Genomic DNA, 18,446 nt, shown 5'->3' on the forward strand with positions numbered 1-18,446 from the left:
ATGTCATTGCGAATCGCATTCCTTGGACCGTTCGGAACGTTCACCGAGCAGGCCGTGCGCCAAGTCGCGCCAGTCGACGCGACACTGATGCCGATGACCAGTGCACCGCAGGCTCTGGCCGCTGTTCGCCAGGGCAAAGCCGACCGCGCGGTTGTGCCGATCGAGAATTCAATTGAGGGTGGCGTGAACGCGACTCTTGATTCACTCTCCCGAGGTGAGCCACTGGTGATCGTTGCTGAAATGGTTGTCCAAGTGGTGTTCCAGCTGGCTGTTCGTCCGGGAACCCAGCCCGAAGATGTTCGTCGCATTGGTACGCACCCGCACGCGTGGGCTCAGTGTCGTGGATGGGTTGAAGCCACTTTCCCGGGCGCTGTTCACGTGCCTGCCACTTCCACGGCAGCCGGGGCAGAAATCCTTTCCGGTGGTGACGCCCCGTTTGATGCGGCTCTCTGCAACGAGGTTTCGGTTCAGACCTATGGTCTTGAAGCGATTTACAAGGACGTCGCTGATAATCCAGGTGCTGTGACGCGTTTCGTCCTGGTGTCGAAGCCGGGTCAGATCCCCGCGCCAACGGGTGCGGATAAGACGACGATCCAGGTTGCTCTTCCGGTGAACGAGTCCGGTGCATTGCTGACCCTGTTGGAGCAGTTCGCTGTCCGCGGTGTCGACCTTTCGCGTATTGAGTCTCGCCCAAGCGGTGACGGTTTGGGTGATTACACGTTCAGCATCGACATTGTTGGACACATTTCCGAAGAACGTGTTCAAGCCGCTCTTGTTGGTCTGCATCGCTATTCGCCCGAGGTTCGTTTTATGGGGTCATACCCGCGCGTTGACGGAGTGGAAGCACATGTTCTGCGTGGAACCAGCGATGAGGATTTCCACGCGGGTCGCGCCTGGGTTGCGTCAATTCTTCAGGGTGGAAATGGCGTTGACGTTCCGGATTACCCGGTTGTGCCGTCGTGGCCGTTGAACGGCTGACTGCTTATTTCCCGGTTTCAGTTTTCGAGGCCGGGAACTGCAATATCTAGAGCCTGTGGATCAAGCCGGACGTGAACGGTTCGCGCAGTTCCGATCGCGTCACCATCAACCTGAATCACCTGGGGTGATTGAGCGGCGACGGATGCGCCCTTTGCCTGCCTGAACTGAATCTTGCCGGCGGAAACCGGAAGATTCATGGTCTTCACACCCAGTCCCTGTCCCATGATCTTCAAGGACAGGTCCGCCCAGCCCAGTACGCCAGCTTCCGTGTTGACGGCAATGACATCAATCAGCCCGTCATCGACGCGAGCACCCGGTGCCAAGGTGATGAATGGAAGTTCCCCGCAGTTCGCAAACATGACAGTGCGCGAATGAACCCACGTGAGAACTGATTCGGGCTGATCAGGGACGCTGACCCCGCTGATCGTTGCGGATTCGTCGACGACGCGAGAGTGCTCATCATCTCCGGGAGCGTCCCCGACAGGATCAGCGATCGGTTTCGGGTTGCGGAGCATCAAGCGAAGTTTTGTTCCTTCCTTCGCGATTGCTCCGAGGGCTGCTACCACATAGGCAACCCATCCAACCTTCTTCTTCAGTTCTGAATCGGTCGCAGCCATCGTTTCGCCGTCGAAGCCAAGACCGGCGATGACGACAAACGAATACTCGTCCGTTCCGGGCAGATTCTGAGCGCGGTGCGCCAGTGAGGAGTCCGCCTGATCGAGTGATGGCGGAGTATCAGTGTCAACTCTGTTCTTCGTCAGAGCCGCCCGCACCAGCATTCCCTCCGCGGGAATCTCGGAAGGCGTGTCGACGTTGTCGACGCGCAACCACCCGCAGTCAAGCGCCCGGTGGTTTTCTCCCAGAGCAATGCGCATTGCTTGAGCTGAATCGTCGATCGGAATTCCTAGGTTACGGGCCAGAATGTTGCCGGTGCCGGCGGGAATAATGCCCATACGTACACCCGACCCAGCAACGCCCGCGGCCACAGCGCGCACCGTGCCGTCACCACCGGAAGCAATGATGACGGATGCGCCCTGCGCCAAAGCGTCAATTGCTTGACCGGTGCCGGGGTCTTCCGCGGTTGTTTCACGCCAATGCACGTGGTCAATGCCCATCTGATGCGCAGCCTGATTGACTTCGGCTTTGAAAGCATCCACATCATCATGCTTGACCGGATTCACGATCACCCACGGACGTGGGCGACCGCGCTCGGGATCGAAAGCGGAACTGGGGGTGAGCATCGCATCTTTGCGCAGTTGCAAGCGTGCTTGACGCGTCTGATACCAACGCCAGAGCCACAGGCCACCAAAGAGAACGAACGCAAGCGTAAGAATGCCCACCACAATCCAGATCATCATGCATCCAAGACTATCCATCGAACGCTTTTCGCGTCCCGCCAGAAAACAAAATTGGTGGATAAATCAAATCCGCAATCCATCGCTGTGGAAACGCCTGTCCACATCCGGAGCCTGTTCACTTGCGTTATCCACACAAGCGCTGGTCGTGAATAACGCCAGGCCGAACCCTGCCCTAAGATTGGAAGCATGATTGATGTTCGCGCACTTCGTGAAAACCCTGAGCCCGCCCGTGCCTCCCAGCGCGCACGCGGTGGCGATGTTGAACTCGTCGACCGCATCCTTGAAGCTGATGCACTGCGTCGCACCAGCCTGCAGGATTTCGAGTCCCTTCGATCTACCCAGAAGGAAGTTTCCAAGTCGGTCGGTAAGGCATCCAAGGAAGAGCGCCCTGCGATTCTCGCTCGGGCGAAGGAACTTGCCGAACAGGTGAAGGCTCTCGAAGCCAAGGCGAACGAAGCAGACGCAGACGCTGACCGTCTTGCACGCCTGTTGCCGAACCTCGTCCTCGATGGTGTTCCGGTTGGTGGTGAAGAAGACTTTGTCGTCCTGCGCCACGAAGGCCCCAAGCCACGTGACTTCGCAGCCGAAGGCTTCGAACCCGCAGACCACCTGGCCATTGGTGAAGGCCTCGACGCGATCGACACCAAGCGTGGCGCAAAAGTCTCCGGCGCACGCTTCTACTACCTCAAGGGCATCGGCGCTCGCCTTGAACTCGCCATGATGACAATGGCACTCGACCAAGCCGTCAAGGCTGGTTTTGTCCCGATGATGACCCCGACCCTCGTGACCCCCGCAGTCATGGGCGGTACCGGCTTCCTCAACGAGCACTCGGACGAGATCTACTACCTGCCCGCCGACGACCTGTACCTGACCGGTACGTCCGAAGTGGCGCTCGCGGGCTATCACGCCGACGAGATCCTCGATCTGTCCGACGGTCCGAAGCGTTATCTAGGGTGGTCCACCTGCTACCGTCGCGAAGCCGGTTCTGCAGGCAAGGACACGCGTGGCATCATCCGCGTCCATCAGTTCAACAAGGCTGAAATGTTCTCCTACTGCCGCCCCGAGCAGGCTGAAGAAGAGCACCAGCGCTTCCTGGCATGGGAAGAAGAGATGCTCCGCAAGGTTGAGCTTCCCTACCGCGTCATTGACACGGCTGCCGGCGACCTCGGCACCTCGGCTGCACGCAAGTTCGACTGCGAAGCATGGTTGCCGACCCAGGAACGCTATATGGAGGTCACGTCGACCTCGAACTGCACCACTTTCCAGGCACGTCGCCTGGGCATTCGTGAGCGCCGCGAAGATGGCATGGCCGCAGTGGCAACGCTGAATGGCACTCTTGCCACCACTCGCTGGCTGGTTTCGATCCTCGAAAATCACCAGCAGGCAGACGGCTCGGTCTACGTTCCCGAAGCAATGCGTCCGTACCTAGGTGGTCTGGAAGTGCTCGAGCCTGTCAAGTGACATCGCATGGCTGAAACTTCCAACGCACCCATCGTTAACCTTGTGTCCCCGCCTCCATCGGGTGAGGCGCCGATCCAGTTTGAATCACTGGTCGAATCGGCATTTCAGGCGTTGCCTGAATCGATGCCGACGGATCCGAAGAAGATCCTGATCGGTCTTGACCTTGATGGAACGGTGCTCTTACCGACGGGGGCGTCGGCGCGTGTGCGCGCAGCAATCGGCGCTGCTGAAGATGCGGGGATGAACGTCGTTATTGCGACGGGGCGTTCGTTGGAAGCGACGCAGCCGGTGCTTGAGCAACTGGGGGATCCTCGTGCGTGGGCGCTCTGCTCGAACGGTGCTATCCGCGTTCACTTTTCTGACGCGTATGCTTCTGGCGTGTTGTCTGCTGGCATTTCCACTTTTGATCCGTCGATCTTGGTTGACCAGGTTGGTCAGGGGATGCCGAATGCTCTGATCGGTGTGGAAATTCCTGGAATGTTCCTCATCTCCGGCGTTTTTCCACCCGGGGAACTGATCGAAGAATTCGCCCTGAAACCGATCGAAGACCTCAAGGTAGCTGACGCGATCAAGGTTGTCATTCGTGAACCAGCGATGAACCGTGAAGAGTTTGAAACTGCTTTGACCAATGCGGGAGTTATTGGGAACTGGGAATGCTCGATCGGTTGGACCAGTTGGGCTGACGTTCTTCCCCTGGGAGTAACGAAAGCCAGCGGGCTTGAAACTCTGAGCGCCGACTTGGGTGTTCCCTTTGAAGGCACTGTCGCGATCGGTGATGGCACGAATGATGTTCCCATGATTGAGTGGGCAAACTTCGGCGTTGTCATGGGTGGCGCCGATGATAATGTGAAAAAATCCGGTGATTTTGTCACGGGAGCCGTCGAAAACGATGGTGCTGCGGCCATCATTTGTGCACTTCTTCGTCATTGTGGGCAAACCCTTACGGACATTTGAGTCAGTGATAGCGTGACGTCGATAACGCGTGAAACAATTTCGACACGTCAACGATGACAAGTGGAGGAATAAACGCATGAGCGCTGCAGTTCAAGAGCTGATTGAAAACGGCCAGACCGCGCTGGGCATCGAGCTCGGCTCAACTCGAATTAAGGCCGTTCTTATTGGCCCCGACCACGAGGTTCTGGCGACGGGTGGTCATTCGTGGGAGAACCAGATTGTCGACGGCCTCTGGTCATACAGTCTTTCCGCCGTCAAAGAAGGCTTGTGTGATGCCTATGCGACGCTGGTTGCGCAGGTGAAGGAACGCTACGGTGTTGTTCCTACGACCTACGGTTCGCTGGGTATTTCGGCGATGATGCATGGCTACCTTGCGTTTGATGCCGATGGCAAGCAGCTTGCTCCGTTTAGGACGTGGCGTAACACGAACACGGGTCGCGCCGCGGCCGAGCTGATCGATGCATTCCACTTCAACATTCCGCTTCGCTGGTCGATTGCTCATCTTCATCAGGCGGTCATTGATGAAGAGATGCACGTTCCTCAGATTGCGTCGATCAATACTCTGTCTGGTTGGGTGCATGAGCAACTGACTGGTCGTCATGTTCTGGGTATTGGTGACGCGTCGGGTATGTTCCCGATTGATTCGGTTGCCGGTGATTTTGATGCGTCGATGGTTGCTGCCTACGACGAGTTGGTTGCTCCGCGTCATCTGCCGTGGCGGTTATCCGACCTGCTTCCGACGGTTTTGAGTGCTGGCGAAGATGCGGGTGTCCTGACCGAGGAAGGCGCGCTGTTGCTTGACCCGACGGGCACACTCCGCCCGGGTATTGCGATGTGTCCGCCTGAAGGTGACGCCGGTACGGGCATGGTGGCGACGAATTCGGTGGCTCAGCGTACGGGTAACATTTCATGTGGCACCTCCGTGTTCCTCATGATCGTGCTGGAGAAGGCGTTGAAACGCCTGCACACTGAGGTCGATATGGTGACGACTCCCGACGGTTCGCCCGTGGCGATGGTTCACTCGAACAACGGTTCGTCCGAGTTGGATGAGTGGGTTGGCATGTTCGTCGAGTTTGCGAAGCTTGCGGGCATGGATATGAAGGTTTCTGACGTGTATGACCTTCTGTATTTCAACGCGCTGAAGGGTGATGCTGATGGTGCGGGACTGCTGGCGTACAACACGCTGTCCGCAGAGCCGATCATGGGCTTGGAAGGCGGTCGCCCGCTGTTCACTCACACCCCGGATGCCACGTTCACCTTGGCGAATGTGTTCCGCGTTCAGCTGATGAGCGTCTTTGCGGCCGTCCGTATTGGACTCGACATTCTTGCCGATGAAGGGGTCGGGCTGGACAAGGTTTTCGCTCACGGTGGTCTGTTCAAGACGCCGGGTGTGGCGCAGAAGATCCTCGCGGATTCGCTGGGGATTGCGGCGTCCGTTGGTGAAACCGCTGGCGAGGGTGGCGCGTGGGGTATCGCGGTGCTCGCTCAGTTCATGAAGTCGCGCGGTGAAGGTGAGACTCTTCCCGAATATCTTGATTCCAAGGTGTTTGCGAACGTCCAGGCTACCGTCATCGACGCGGATCCCGATGATGCTCAGGCGTACGAGAAGTTCCTGGAACGCTTCAAGATAGCTCTTCCGGCTGTTCAGGCTGCCGCGGATAATAGCTGAGTTTTTCCGGGCACTTCCAGGTGCCAGTGTCGCTTGCGGCCCCGGCCTCGTGAATAATAATGACGAGGCCGGGATCATCTGCATTGTCGCACCGCGCTTGATTGTGCCCGATTGGACTAGCGCCGAACCGGACGCGGAATAACGCTGGCGGGCGTGCTACCGCTACGATTTGGACTATGGGTAAAGCAAGCCGCCGCAAGAAGGTAACAAATCCTGCCGCTCGTCCGGCATTCCGCGCTCCGATTCCGTTCGTTGCCCGCCCTTACGAGGGTCTCAAGGGTGAGGTTGAACTGGTCGCCATGCGCGAGATTCTCCCGTGCGCCATCATGAGCGCACGCACTAACGCTGAGCATGGCGCGGTCGAATTCGATTTCGTCACTCTGCTCCCGGACGGTCATCCCGCGATGGTGCGTGGCGATGGTCGAATTCTGGTTGCAGCTCAGACTCGTTTCAACTCGGCCGATCTGTCGCACGACGCTGGCGCTGCAATTCTCGCAGCGATTGCAGCCAAGGCTGACGGCGTCGAGGGCGTTATTGACATTGATGTGCGCGAACCTTCCGATCGTCTCCAGGACATCCTGGATCCGGAAGGCTTCGGCGAAATGAGCCTCGAAGAAAACTTCCACTTCTGGCTGAACCCGGAAGAGGAAATGGACGAGCAGACCACTCGTGCGCTTGAAGAAAACCGCGACGAGGTCATCCCAACCGTCGCAGTTCCTGGTGTTACCGGTATGTTCTGGTGCGAGATGAACCGTAACTTCGTGCGCTACGTGACCGACGTGGAAGAGTCCGCGCTGTTTACCGGCTTGGCTCGCCTGCAGGCGGCTGGCAAGGCTCGCATGGGCGAGGGCTCGCGCTTCGTAGGGGCGTTCCGTGCATGTGGCATCGCAATCCCGGTCTTCGAACTTGCCGAGGGTGCGACCGCTGATGACATCGCCGAAGACGCAGCAACCCTGGCAACTGAGCTTGAAAAGGCTCTTGCCGTGAAGGAGCCACTGACCGCTGATGAGCGTCGTGCTCGCCAGGGCATGGTCTCGCGTCAGGTGACGATCCGCTGATTGATGGTGTGAGTCGCTGACAAGCGTATGGTGCCCTGCTTGGGATCCTCCCAAGCAGGGCACCCAAGTTTTACGGTTGAAATCCTTGAACGGCTAGGCGTCAGTGAGTTCCCGATCACGTGCAACGCATGGGTAGGGGATTCCAACACCCTGGCGAGCATTCGCATACGGGTGCGGGTGATGGTGGCGCGCTTTTACGCGACCGAATACCGTGCGAATTGAAGCGATCGTCGTATCGGTGAAGCGCGTACGCGGGTTCAAATCGCCGAATGATTTATCGGCACCTGTGCGTTCGAAACTGCAGGGAATCTCAATGATCGACAAGCCCGCGTTGAGCACATCAATCGTCATCGCAATTTCCAAGCCGTACCCGTTCATAAAGGGCATAGCTGCCGTGATTCCCTCGCGTGTCACGCAACGCACGGACGCAAGCGGGTAAGCGGGTTCCCAGCCGGTTGCGCGTCGAATAACGCGACGCGCCAACCGCGCGGCCCGTCCCAATTTCGACGTGAGGCTCATTCCTACGGGAATAGAACACGCGCAGTCGGCTTCACCGTTCATCACGGACTCAACAAGCGCAGTAGCCTCAACCGCCGAATCTCCCAAGTCAGCGTTCAGAACAAGAAGAAGGCGCGCAGGCCAATCCGCCCGATCGCGCATCGCGGCCACTTTGACGCCAGTCTCGATGGCGGATGCGCGGCCTCGTTCCACAGAATGGCGGACGACGACTGCACCGGCGGCGCGGGCGGCAGCTCCCGTGTTGTCATCGGACCCATCGTCGACGACGATCAGCAGATCGACGCCGGGGATGGCTCGGCATGCGTGCACAGTACCGGCAACATCGTGGCCAACATTGTGGGCTGGGATGATGGCTGCCACTCGTTGAGGGGCGACGTTTGACCGTGCTGGCAGACTGGGAGGATTCACCCTTACAGTGTAAAACACTGGCAAAGTCTGTTAGGACAGTTGTTCACGTGGTGACCCGCTAGTGTGCTGAACGCAAACGCAACGAATTCAACACAACGAACACGGATGAGAACGCCATTGCAGCCGACGCAAGCATGGGGTTCAGCAGGCCGGCGATTGCCAGCGGAATCATTGCAACGTTGTAGGCACATGCCCAGAACAGATTGCCCTTAATGATGCGCAGGGTACGGCGCGAAATGCGGATGGCAGTGGCTGCGCTGGTCAAGTCGGAATTGACCAACGTAACGTCGGCGACCTCGATCGCAACATCGGTCCCTGATCCCATAGCGATCCCCAGGCCATGGGTGCCCGCCTGAGCAAGTGCCGCAGCGTCGTTTATGCCGTCGCCAACCATGGCGACAACGCGTCCCTCATCCTGCAATCCCTTGATGATGTCGAACTTCTTTTCCGGCATAACCTGCGAAATAACGCGCGAAATACCAACTTGCTGAGCAACATGTTGAGCGGCTGCCTCGTTGTCTCCGGTCAGTAGGATCGGCTCAATACCCAATCCCTTGAACTGCTCGATTGCGGTCTTAGACGTGTCCTTCACGGTGTCACGAACAACCAGAACACCGTACGCGTAGCCTTCAATACGCTCCGGCAGGATCCTCTGAGCGGAGGGCGTTTTCTCTTCGGTGTTCGCTGACATCGACGTCTCTGACGCAGATACGTCGGTTCGCCAAAGCACGGTTCCTTGGTATCCCGCGTTGTTGACGATGGTTTCGAGTTCTTCATCCGTGTGCGGTTCGGTCAGCGTGATCGTCGCGGACTCGGTCGCAAGGTTCACCGAGGCACTGACACCGTCGAGTGTGCCGAGCTTCCTTTCGACCCTGCGCACACACGACGCGCACGTCATGCCCTGGACGTTCATCGTGATCGTGGCCAGAGGAGCGGGCGCGGTCAAGCCGGGGACGTCAAGCGAAGTTTCTGCCGACTCGGAGGTGGAAGAGTCGGCCACCGATTCTACTGCGGTGGCTGAGTGAGCGTGGCCGGCCTCGTTGGAATCACTCCACTGGCCCGTCTGGGCGATCATGATTGCGGTCGCGCCACTTGCTTCGGCGGTGGCAACTGCAGACTCGACCTCGTACGGAATGGTGACGCCCAGGGAATCCAGCCATGACGCGCGTCCAACCAGCACCAGCGAATCGCCACCGGAAGGGGTGTCTACCAGCGCAGATACACCACGTCCTGCGTGGTTCGAGAATCCGCGAATCGACGAGGCCGCGACTCCCCGCGCGCCCGCACCGGCGACAATGGCGCGAGCAATAGGGTGCTCGGACGCGGACTCAACCGCGGCAGCAAGGCCGAGGATTGTGTCTTCCGATAGTCGGTCGCTGTTCGACTCCGGTAGAGTAACGATGCTTTCCAGCGACATCTTGCCGGTGGTGACGGTGCCGGTCTTATCCAGAACGATCGTGTCGATCGTTCGCGTCTGCTCCAGCGTTTCAGCGGATTTGATGACGATACCCAGCTGGGATGCGCGACCGGATCCCACCAGAAGGGCGGTCGGAGTCGCCAAGCCGAGTGCGCATGGGCAGGCGACAACCAGCACGGCGACGCCGGCGGTAAAGGCTGTCTGTAGAGATGCTCCAGCGATCAGCCAGCCGATCAAGGTCAGCAGTGCGATGCCGATGACGATTGGAACGAAGACTCCGGAAAGACGGTCGGCAAGTCGCTGAACAGGGGCTTTACTGGCCTGCGCTTGGCTCACCATCGCGCCGATGCGAGCAAAAGTAGTGTCGGCTCCGACTCGGGTTGCCTTGACCGTGAGGGTGCCCCACGTGTTGATTGTCGCGCCGGTGACCTCGTCGCCCACGCTGATGTCTTCGGGCACAGATTCGCCGGTCAGCAAGGAAGTGTCGAGTGCGGACTGGCCTTCAACAACGATGCCGTCCGTGGCCACCTTCTCGCCGGGCCGAACAATGAACATGTCGCCGACCTGCAAAGATGCTGCCGGAACAACCACTTCGTGACGTTCGCCGGTGGCGGGATCGACTTCGATCTTCGTCGCTTCCTTTGCGCCGAATTCAAGCAGTGCTCGCAGTGCGTTGCCGGCGCGGTATCGGGCGCGCGCTTCCATCCACCGTCCGGTCAGAAGGAAGACGGTGATCGTGCAGGCGCCCTCGAAATAGATTTCCGCGTGATGTGTGGCCGTGGCTGCGCGTGGGAAGAGAGTCATCGACATGCGCATGCCGAGTTCGCCTGCACCACCGAAGAGGAGAGCCCACCAGCTCCACAGGGAGGACGCAGTGACGCCCAGTGACACCAGGGTGTCCATCGTTGTTGATCCGTGGCGTCCAGCCGCAAAGGCGGCCTTGTGGAAGGTCCATGCACCCCAGGTGGTGACGGGGATCGATGCAATGGCGACACCCCACTGCCAGCCGACGAACTGCCAGGTGGGCACCATCGACAAAAGCATGGCGATTAGCCAGAAGGGGATGCAGATGATCAGTCGGCGCTTGAGGTCCTGCGCATGAACTTTGATGCCTTCGCCGATGTGGGTTGTGCCCTCGGAATTATAGGAGTCGGAAACGGGGGCGACGGAGTGAAGAGTGGGGGATATGGACACGGTTGTCTTTCCTTGTCCGCTTGCCGGGACGTGTCACGAAGGCTGAGTTTGTGGGCATGCCGACTGGTGGTGTGCCCGCGGGCGGTCGTGGGTGTCCGGGCGCGGAAGGGAGGTGGTCGAGGACGTGGCGCGTTATGTTGGGCCAGGTGCCGGCCAGTTTTGAGGAACGAGGTTGGGCGCGGGCATCGCCCGCGCCCGAGGGTCTCAGAAGTCGCGGGTGATGCTGACCAGCTCGAAGCCTGCTTCGGACACGGCTTCACGCAGGGCATCATCGTCAAGGGCAACGTCGGATACGAGGGTGACCTTGGAGGTGGCACCAGAGTTGAGGATGACGTCAACGTTCTTCACGCCGGCAACTTCGGATAGTTCCTCGGTGACGGACTGGACGCAGTGTTCGCAGGTCAGGCCATTAACGGCGAGTTCAACGGTGCGATCGATTTCCATGGTCATGGCGTTCTCCTTGTTGTTGTGGCTGGATCGTGCACAGTAGTAGTTGGTTCAGGACTTGATGAGCCGGGCGATTGCCTTGGTGGCCTCTTCAATCTTTTCGTGCGCGGCTTCGTCGGATTCTTTGGCGGCGTGGACGACGCAGTGGTTCATGTGGTCTTCTAGCAGGCCGATGGCAACGGAATTGAGCGCTGATTGGACGGCGGACATCTGCGTAATGATGTCGATGCAGTACTCGTTTTCGCTGACCATGCGCTGGAGTCCGCGAACCTGTCCTTCAATACGGCGGAGTCTGGCCAGATAACGGTCAGTGGAGGCTGAATATCCGTATGCCATGGGTCGCCTTTCCTGCTTGTCCTTCTAAAATGAAGATACCCCTAGGGGGTATGAGTGTCAATGGTTGAAGTTTGCCACGGTACGTGTGGAATTCAGGGAACAGGCAAATAAACAGGGGTTGTCCCCGATTGCGCCTTTTGCTGACCGCACTACGCTTGAAAGATAAGGAACCGCGGGGAAAGGAGAAGCCATGGCGCATCGTCGTACACCACGCATCTATGCGCCTCGCCGTGTTCCCCAGTCGTTTTCTCCCGCTTACACCGCCATGCGCCTGATTCCTTTGGTGCCAGCACTCCTTGCCTCCGGAGCATTAGGTCTTGTATCAGAACTACCCGCCCTCTCTGAAGAGATGCGACAAAAAGCTCGCCACGCCTCTCAATCGATGGGCGACGATTCATCTGAGCGCTCGCAACGCCTTTTCTTCGACGAACCCGGTCTTGATACGCTCTTCGTCCGCTTCCTCGCCGGTAGTGCGCAGGCCGTTTCCCACGTGGCAAAGACGGTGATGCGTGCTCGTATCGCCCTTGAACCCGATAGTCCAATGGGGAAACGAGCAGCTCAAGCACTTCCTCTTGTTCCCAAACGCGCATACGACACATTGATGACCGGAATGCTGTCGATCGGAACGGCCGTGGGCTACATTCATTCCGGCCCTGTTCACGCCCAAGTGATCGCAGATTCAGCCGAAGCCTCGTCCATTGATCCCCCAGCCGGACACGCCACAGCTGCACTTCGTCGCTGGCAAGCCCCCCAGAGTCTGAGTGATCTATGCGTCGATATCGACGACATGTACTGGTCGATGACCGACGGGAACACGGTGAAAATAACCCGCGTCGGTGAAGGGGAAGCCCGCAGGTGGCTGGTATCCCTGCCTGGAACGGCGCATATGGACTTCGAATCGAACGCGAATCCGGCGGATATGGAATCAAACATCCGCGAAATGATCGGTATCGAATCGAATATGCGCAGTGGGCTTGTCATGGCGATCCACGATGCAATGAAACGCGATGGGCTTAACCCGGAAGAGTATGCAACGGAACCGGTGCTGATCTGCGGTCATTCGCAGGGGGGATTGATTGCGACCGTGTTGGCATCGATGAATCCCAAGACGGCCGGCCTAGATGTGCAAGCAATCCTGGCGACGGGAGCACCGGCGCGCAGGTATCGGATTCGCCCGGACGTCACCATGGTGTCGCTGGCTCACGACCAGGACGTTATCCCGTCGATGGATGGAACTCCGGCGCGTCAGGCTGATCACCGAGTCGCGATCGGTCGTAAGTTGGTGCGACCGCGTCGCCAGCCTCTCTATTACGCCCATTCGTCGGCAACGTACACCGAAACAGTGCGCTATTTGGAGCGCATGGTGACGGTCAATCCGTGGGGTCGAACCGCGTCCGCTGTTGCTGCACTGCAGGATTTTCTTCCTCAAGATGACGAGGTCACGCGCGTCATGTTTTACGAAATCTGGCAGGACGTCACAACGCCGACCTCTTTTGAGACATTCGACCCGGTGGTAACGCTTGCAAAAGACGATTCCGTCACTCCCGTGGAATTCGATGTTTCTTGGCCACCCTCCTCATCGTGCGCCACCGTCTCAGTTGCATCCAGTGACTCCGATGAAGGGGCGCTACTCACATCGACTGTGAATGACTTCCCCTCCCTGGAAAGGACACCCAATGACGAGTGAATCCACAGGCCCAGAATTGTCCGAAATCGGACGGAGGATGCGGATGGCTGCCATGTCGCGCCAAAGGGTACCTTCAGCCGGCAACGGCAAGAAATCTCAGATTCCGCAGATCGGAAGCCCTCTGCTGATCGGGGTCTTGGGCGTTGGCGCGTTGGGTGCAGGTATCGCCTTTCGTGCAATGAAGCCGACACGTCGACGAGGCCGATCAGACCGTTTTGAAACTTTGATCGAAGCGGGGATCGATGATGTTCTCACTGAAAAATGCGGGAAAGACATTCACTTCGATGTGTCGGTGAACGTGGGGGAAGGTTTCGGGAAACCGGCGCTGGTGACTTTCGATATCACGCTTGATACCGACGGAGCTGAGTGCCAAGAAGATGACTTGAGAGAGATCCTTGATGGGGCGACCCACGCTGTCTGGGACAATGGTGAACTAGCTCCACTCGCTATCCGTGGTCGTATTATGGCGCAGGTTCTAGCCGATGCCGACTGTGACACAGCGGGGCAGACAGACCAGAACTCTATATCCGCAGATGCTCTGGACATGAGCGAAACGGGTGCGGCCTCGTCGATAGTGATGGCGGATATGACGCTACTGGGATTCGAAGACGGAACCGCTCGACCCACCGACCTGTTCGAGCGATACGGTGCTCCCGCGTCGGATCGGAACTGGCGCCCGTAACAACGAAATTCGGTTTCTCCATGGTCTGATGGACAATAGTGGAGTGCGCGGAGCACAACGGGACTATCAGATCGGGGGTCGGAATGACTGCTCACCAGGAACACAATGGAGCATGGTGGCGCGGTGCGGTCGCATATCAGGTCTATGTCCGCTCATTTCGTGACTCGAACGGCGACGGGATTGGTGACCTGCCGGGGGTTACGCAGTCGCTGGACGATCTGGCGAAGCTGGGCGTTAACGCGATTTGGCTGAACCCCTGCTATCTATCTCCGCAACACGACCACGGCTACGACATTGCGGATTATCGTCAGATTTTGCCCGACTATGGAACTCTGGCCGATTTCGATCAGCTGGTCGCGCACGCTCACACGCGGGATATTCGCGTGCTGATGGATATCGTCCCCAACCACTGTTCCAGCGAACACCAGTGGTTCATCGACGCTATTTCCGCAGGTCCCGGCTCACCCGAACGCGATCGTTTTATCTTTGCCGACGGGGAAGGTGACGGGAGTCAGCCACCGAATGACTGGCCGTCGGTTTTCGGTGGCTCAGCCTGGGATCGCTTAGACGATGGGACCGAAAACCCTCAGTGGTATCTGCATCTCTTTGATTCCAGGCAACCTGATTTCAACTGGCGCAACCAGGATGTTCGCACCGCATTCCTCGATATTCTGCGATTCTGGTTTGACCGTGGAGTCGATGGGTTCCGTATCGATGTTGCACACGGCATGGTGAAGTCCCTTCCGATTCCGCGCGGTACGCACGCGGACCAATCGGGTTTGTGGACCCAGCCGGAGCTCTTCGAAATCTATAGCCAGTGGCGTCAGCTTGCCGAATCCTACGATCCGCCGAAGTATTTTGTCGGCGAAGCGTGGGTCAATGATCCCGAGGTTTTCACTCGTTTTACAGCTCCTGGGCATCTTCAGCAGTCATTTGCGTTTGACCTGCTGGTTCAGCCTTGGTTTGCGTATAGGTTGCGTCGCTCGATTGAGCAATCCTTCGCGGTTGCCGGGCAAGAAGATGGGCCCGCGTGGGCGTTGGCGAACCATGATGTTCACCGCCTGGTTACCCGCTTGGGTCAGGAACGCATCGACAAAGACCCCGATCCTTTCGACATGCTGGCAGATGCCCGTCGAGATACTCCCGTGAATACTGCGCTGGGCAAGCGTCGTGCGCGCGCAGCAACCGCGTTGCTTTTCGCTCTGCCGGGAACGGTCTACGTGTATCAGGGTGAAGAACTCGGACTTCCAGAAGTACTCGATCTTCCCGATTGGGCCAGGCAAGACCCGATGTGGATTCGAACGAATGGCCAGCAACGAGGCCGCGATGGCTGTCGCGTCCCCCTGCCGTGGAAGAAGTGCGGATCGTCAATGGGTTTTGGGCCCGATGGGGCTTCTGCTCCGTGGCTACCTCAACCTGAAGAATTCCGAGCGTGGGCACGTGACGAACAAGGTGAGGATCCAACATCGATGCTGTCTTTGTACATGCGATTGGGTGGACTCCGACGCCAACTTGTTGGGTCAGCGCACCGTGTGCACTGGGCTGATCAGGTTCCCGAAGAAGTTCTGGCGTTCAGCGCGGGAAGACTGTTCTGCGCGACGAATACAGGTGGAGAAGATGTTGAGGTCCAGGTCCCTCAAGGTGCCCAGATACTCCTGAATACTGCGGTTGCCGACTGTGACGTGCACCTGTTGGATAACGGAATGTCACTGGCAGATGTCACCGATTTTGATTCTCGCACGTGGTGTTTGCCCGCCGACTCAACATCCTGGTGGTCACTGAATGGGGGTGCTGACACTGAGTGAACAGAGAACACGGTCGCGCCGGTCTTTTAATGCGAAATACATTCCCAACCTGCACTTCTTGACGCAACCGTCTTTTGTTGCCGTCGATTTCGAAACTGCTAATCGCGGTGGCGGAGTCTCCGCCTGCCAGGTGGCATTGGTGAAAATGGAAGACGGGCAGGTGACTGACGAATTCTCGACCTTCATTCAGCCCCCGCAGGGTTATAGCCGGTTCGAATTCACATGGCTTCACGGAATCGGCCCGCGTCAAGTAGCGACGGCTCCAATGTGGGATCAGATCGCTGACCAGATCGCACGCTTCGTTGGCGATCTCCCCGTCTACGCTCATAACGCGATGTTCGACGCTCGAGTCTGGAAAGACTTGGACGACTACTTTGGGATACTTTCTTTGCCCCAGCATTTTTTCTGCTCGTATTTGACGGCACGACGAATGCTTCCGGGCCTCGAAAACTACAGGTTGCCGACTGTTCTTCACGAATGTGACCCGACCTTTAGTCTGAATCACCACGAAGCGGGTTCCGATGCTCACGCTTGTGCGCGAATCGTCAGGCACCTTGCGTCCCGCGATGATCTGCACGGCGCTCTTGCCCCCTGAAAACAGCCTTCAGCCAGCGCATTCTTAGATGGGGCACCTGCTCAAGGTGTCTTTTACCGTGCTCTTTGAACCGACCCACACGGCAATGCGATGATCGATCGACTCAAGCAACTTGAAGGCATCATGCATGCGCGCGTCAATGTCGTCGTCTAACAGGAACTCCATGTGCGCAACGCGGTTACGCAGATTGTGGAGGCGCGCCACCCTTCCGTAGGTGATTGACCCGTCGGGGTCCTTCTCATTCGGGAAAGCGTGAATCAGACACTGTTTCCACAACGCGCGACGATGCTTCTCTGCCTCCAAGCCGGCCAAATCTGACGGTGTGCTTGTCCCATGATGAGGAAGAAGATCCGCCCACATTCCAAACATGACGCAGGACAGGACGTCATCATGCGATGGCTGGTCTTTGCGAGAGTGAGTCTTCGGTTTTTGTTTAGATTCCTTATTCGCCCAGTTCAACGCTTGGCTTCGCTTTGAAGCAGAGAGCTTATCGAGCGGGGGAGCTGGATCCTCAAGAAGCCAACTGGTCGCTTCAGGGTCCTGTTTGCGGTTCCACGCCTGAAGTTGCCGATCCATCGCGTTGCGAACAAAAACTTCGGTCATTCCCAGAATGAAATGAACATCGGACGCCAGTTCGGCGTGCCAACAGTATAGTTCCAGGCTTTTGGGAATGTCCCCTCCCGTGCGCTTCAAATACGGCTTGAGCCTGGCCATGGAAATGTGGCTCACTAGGAGTTCTTGCTGCGACACTGTCATAAATTGATGGTGTCAATCAGTGCAACGCCTGGCAAGTGGTTTCGTCGCAGTGTTGTGTTTCGATACCGAACCTTCAAGTGGACGTGCGCGCGCCGGTGCAAGCGCCTGGTTTAGGCTGGCGTGATGAAAACCCGAGTTGATGGCATTGCAATGCTGGCCCTGATCTGTGTGACGGCGATCTGGGGCTCGACGTTCTTCATCATCAAGGGGATCCTGACGGCGATTCCGACGCTGGACTTCCTGGGCGTCCGCTTCTTCATTGCAGCGCTGGTGATTTTTGTTTTACGAGGCCGCACACTTCTGCGAGCTCCTGTCACCACGTGGAAGCGCGGATTGATGGCGGGCACGGTCTTCGCCGTGGCGCAAATCGTGCAGACGATTGGCCTGGAGACGGCAGATGCGTCGGTGTCCGGTTTTATTACGGGCATGTACGTGATCCTGACGCCACTGTTGCTTTTCATCGCGTTCCGGACGCCGGTTTCAAAACCCGTCGTGTTTGCGCTGGTCTTGGCGTTTACTGGACTGTCGATTTTGTCTCTGAACGGTTTGAGCGTCGGGCTTGGTGAGGGACTGACCTTCATTTCGGCTGTGTTGTTTGCCGTTCATATTGTGCTTCTTGATCAGTGGGCTGGTCAGGAATCCGGTCTTGATTTGGCAACCATTCAGCTGATTGCTCTTGGTGTGATCTGTGGTGTTTCAGCCTTGCCAGGTGGAATCGTCCTGCCGTCGGGAATCAACGGCTGGACGGTCATGATCTACATGGCGGTCATTGCCGGCATCGTAACTGTGGGACTTCAAACATGGGCGCAGTCAAGAATTCCTGCGACTAGTGCCGCGGTCATTATGACGACGGAGCCCGTGTTCGCAGCGATCTTCGCGATCCTCTTTGGTGGCGAGCATTTGACGTGGCGACTGTTCGCAGGTGGTTCGCTGGTGGTGGGCGCGATGCTCTTGGCAGAGCTCGCTCCACGGAAGTCTTCGACCGCAGATGAGGGAGTGGTGGTCTCGGAAGATTCGAGTTCCGTGTCCTGATTGTTTCGATCGCGCCCAGTCGCTAGCGCATCGATTCAAAGGTCAAGGTGTAAAAGTTTCGGGAGTGAGCAGATTGCTCACTCCCGAAAC

General features: G+C 57.9%; 16 protein-coding genes. 10 read left to right on the forward strand and 6 right to left on the reverse strand.

Features of this window, described 5'->3' with window-relative positions:
• On the forward strand, positions 1-978 hold the full coding sequence (gene pheA, locus AC5RE1_RS01125) for a prephenate dehydratase (protein WP_179370057.1): 978 nt from the start codon (positions 1-3) through the stop codon (positions 976-978).
• Positions 979-995: 17 nt separating this feature from the next.
• Here the strand turns inward: pheA and AC5RE1_RS01130 are convergent, their stop codons facing one another.
• Entirely contained in the window at positions 996-2,336 is a 1,341-nt protein-coding gene (locus tag AC5RE1_RS01130) for a diacylglycerol/lipid kinase family protein (RefSeq protein WP_493938218.1), read from the reverse strand.
• Between the two features lie 186 nt (positions 2,337-2,522).
• Here AC5RE1_RS01130 and serS point away from each other — a divergent pair, with 186 nt between their 5' ends.
• The 4 genes from serS to AC5RE1_RS01150 all read left to right on the forward strand — a co-directional run bounded on the left by serS (position 2,523) and on the right by AC5RE1_RS01150 (position 7,478).
• Positions 2,523-3,797, forward strand: a complete 1,275-nt coding sequence (serS, locus tag AC5RE1_RS01135; RefSeq protein ID WP_179370055.1) for a serine--tRNA ligase — start codon at positions 2,523-2,525, stop codon at positions 3,795-3,797.
• Between the two features lie 6 nt (positions 3,798-3,803).
• Positions 3,804-4,751 carry an HAD hydrolase family protein gene (locus tag AC5RE1_RS01140; RefSeq protein WP_006680534.1) on the forward strand — a complete coding sequence of 316 codons (948 nt, stop codon included), beginning with the start codon at positions 3,804-3,806 and terminating at the stop codon, positions 4,749-4,751.
• A gap of 76 nt (positions 4,752-4,827) precedes the next feature.
• The gene (locus AC5RE1_RS01145) at positions 4,828-6,420 is read left to right on the forward strand and encodes a xylulokinase (protein WP_006680533.1); all 1,593 of its coding nucleotides are present in this window, start codon (positions 4,828-4,830) and stop codon (positions 6,418-6,420) included.
• 176 nt (positions 6,421-6,596) lie between these two features.
• On the forward strand, positions 6,597-7,478 hold the full coding sequence (locus tag AC5RE1_RS01150; RefSeq protein ID WP_179370054.1) for a DUF5926 family protein: 882 nt from the start codon (positions 6,597-6,599) through the stop codon (positions 7,476-7,478).
• 93 nt (positions 7,479-7,571) lie between these two features.
• Here AC5RE1_RS01150 and AC5RE1_RS01155 read toward each other — a convergent pair whose 3' ends face one another.
• The 4 genes from AC5RE1_RS01155 to AC5RE1_RS01170 form a co-directional block, all read right to left on the reverse strand.
• Positions 7,572-8,405, reverse strand: a complete 834-nt coding sequence (locus tag AC5RE1_RS01155) for a glycosyltransferase (protein ID WP_493938219.1) — start codon at positions 8,403-8,405, stop codon at positions 7,572-7,574.
• Between the two features lie 58 nt (positions 8,406-8,463).
• Positions 8,464-11,016 (reverse strand): heavy metal translocating P-type ATPase, encoded by a 2,553-nt coding sequence (locus AC5RE1_RS01160; protein ID WP_179370053.1) that lies wholly within the window; start codon positions 11,014-11,016, stop codon positions 8,464-8,466.
• A 204-nt stretch (positions 11,017-11,220) separates the two neighbouring features.
• On the reverse strand, positions 11,221-11,466 hold the full coding sequence (locus AC5RE1_RS01165) for a heavy-metal-associated domain-containing protein (RefSeq protein WP_179370052.1): 246 nt from the start codon (positions 11,464-11,466) through the stop codon (positions 11,221-11,223).
• A 48-nt stretch (positions 11,467-11,514) separates the two neighbouring features.
• Positions 11,515-11,799, reverse strand: coding sequence for a metal-sensitive transcriptional regulator (locus AC5RE1_RS01170; protein ID WP_006680528.1), 285 nt, complete (start codon positions 11,797-11,799; stop codon positions 11,515-11,517).
• Between the two features lie 190 nt (positions 11,800-11,989).
• Between AC5RE1_RS01170 and AC5RE1_RS01175 the strand changes: the two genes are divergently transcribed.
• The 4 genes from AC5RE1_RS01175 (at position 11,990) to AC5RE1_RS01190 (ending at position 16,568) form a co-directional block, all read left to right on the forward strand.
• Complete coding sequence (locus tag AC5RE1_RS01175) at positions 11,990-13,486, forward strand: alpha/beta hydrolase family protein (protein WP_179370051.1); 1,497 nt, start codon at positions 11,990-11,992, stop codon at positions 13,484-13,486.
• Complete coding sequence (locus tag AC5RE1_RS01180) at positions 13,476-14,168, forward strand: hypothetical protein (RefSeq protein WP_179370050.1); 693 nt, start codon at positions 13,476-13,478, stop codon at positions 14,166-14,168. The genes AC5RE1_RS01175 and AC5RE1_RS01180 overlap by 11 nt, the downstream gene beginning before the upstream one ends.
• A gap of 83 nt (positions 14,169-14,251) precedes the next feature.
• A complete protein-coding gene (locus tag AC5RE1_RS01185) occupies positions 14,252-15,973 on the forward strand; it encodes a glycoside hydrolase family 13 protein (protein WP_218840344.1) in 1,722 nt (573 codons plus the stop codon).
• Positions 15,974-16,031: 58 nt separating this feature from the next.
• Complete coding sequence (locus AC5RE1_RS01190; protein ID WP_285067635.1) at positions 16,032-16,568, forward strand: 3'-5' exonuclease; 537 nt, start codon at positions 16,032-16,034, stop codon at positions 16,566-16,568.
• A gap of 24 nt (positions 16,569-16,592) precedes the next feature.
• Here AC5RE1_RS01190 and AC5RE1_RS01195 read toward each other — a convergent pair whose 3' ends face one another.
• On the reverse strand, positions 16,593-17,171 hold the full coding sequence (locus AC5RE1_RS01195) for a hypothetical protein (RefSeq protein WP_131367599.1): 579 nt from the start codon (positions 17,169-17,171) through the stop codon (positions 16,593-16,595).
• Between the two features lie 276 nt (positions 17,172-17,447).
• On the opposite strand from AC5RE1_RS01195, the gene AC5RE1_RS01200 reads away from it, so the two are divergent.
• Positions 17,448-18,356 carry a DMT family transporter gene (locus AC5RE1_RS01200; RefSeq protein ID WP_179370047.1) on the forward strand — a complete coding sequence of 303 codons (909 nt, stop codon included), beginning with the start codon at positions 17,448-17,450 and terminating at the stop codon, positions 18,354-18,356.
• Positions 18,357-18,446 lie beyond the last annotated feature (90 nt).

This window comes from Actinotignum sp. usb-actsch-rep-73 (genome assembly GCF_059082735.1).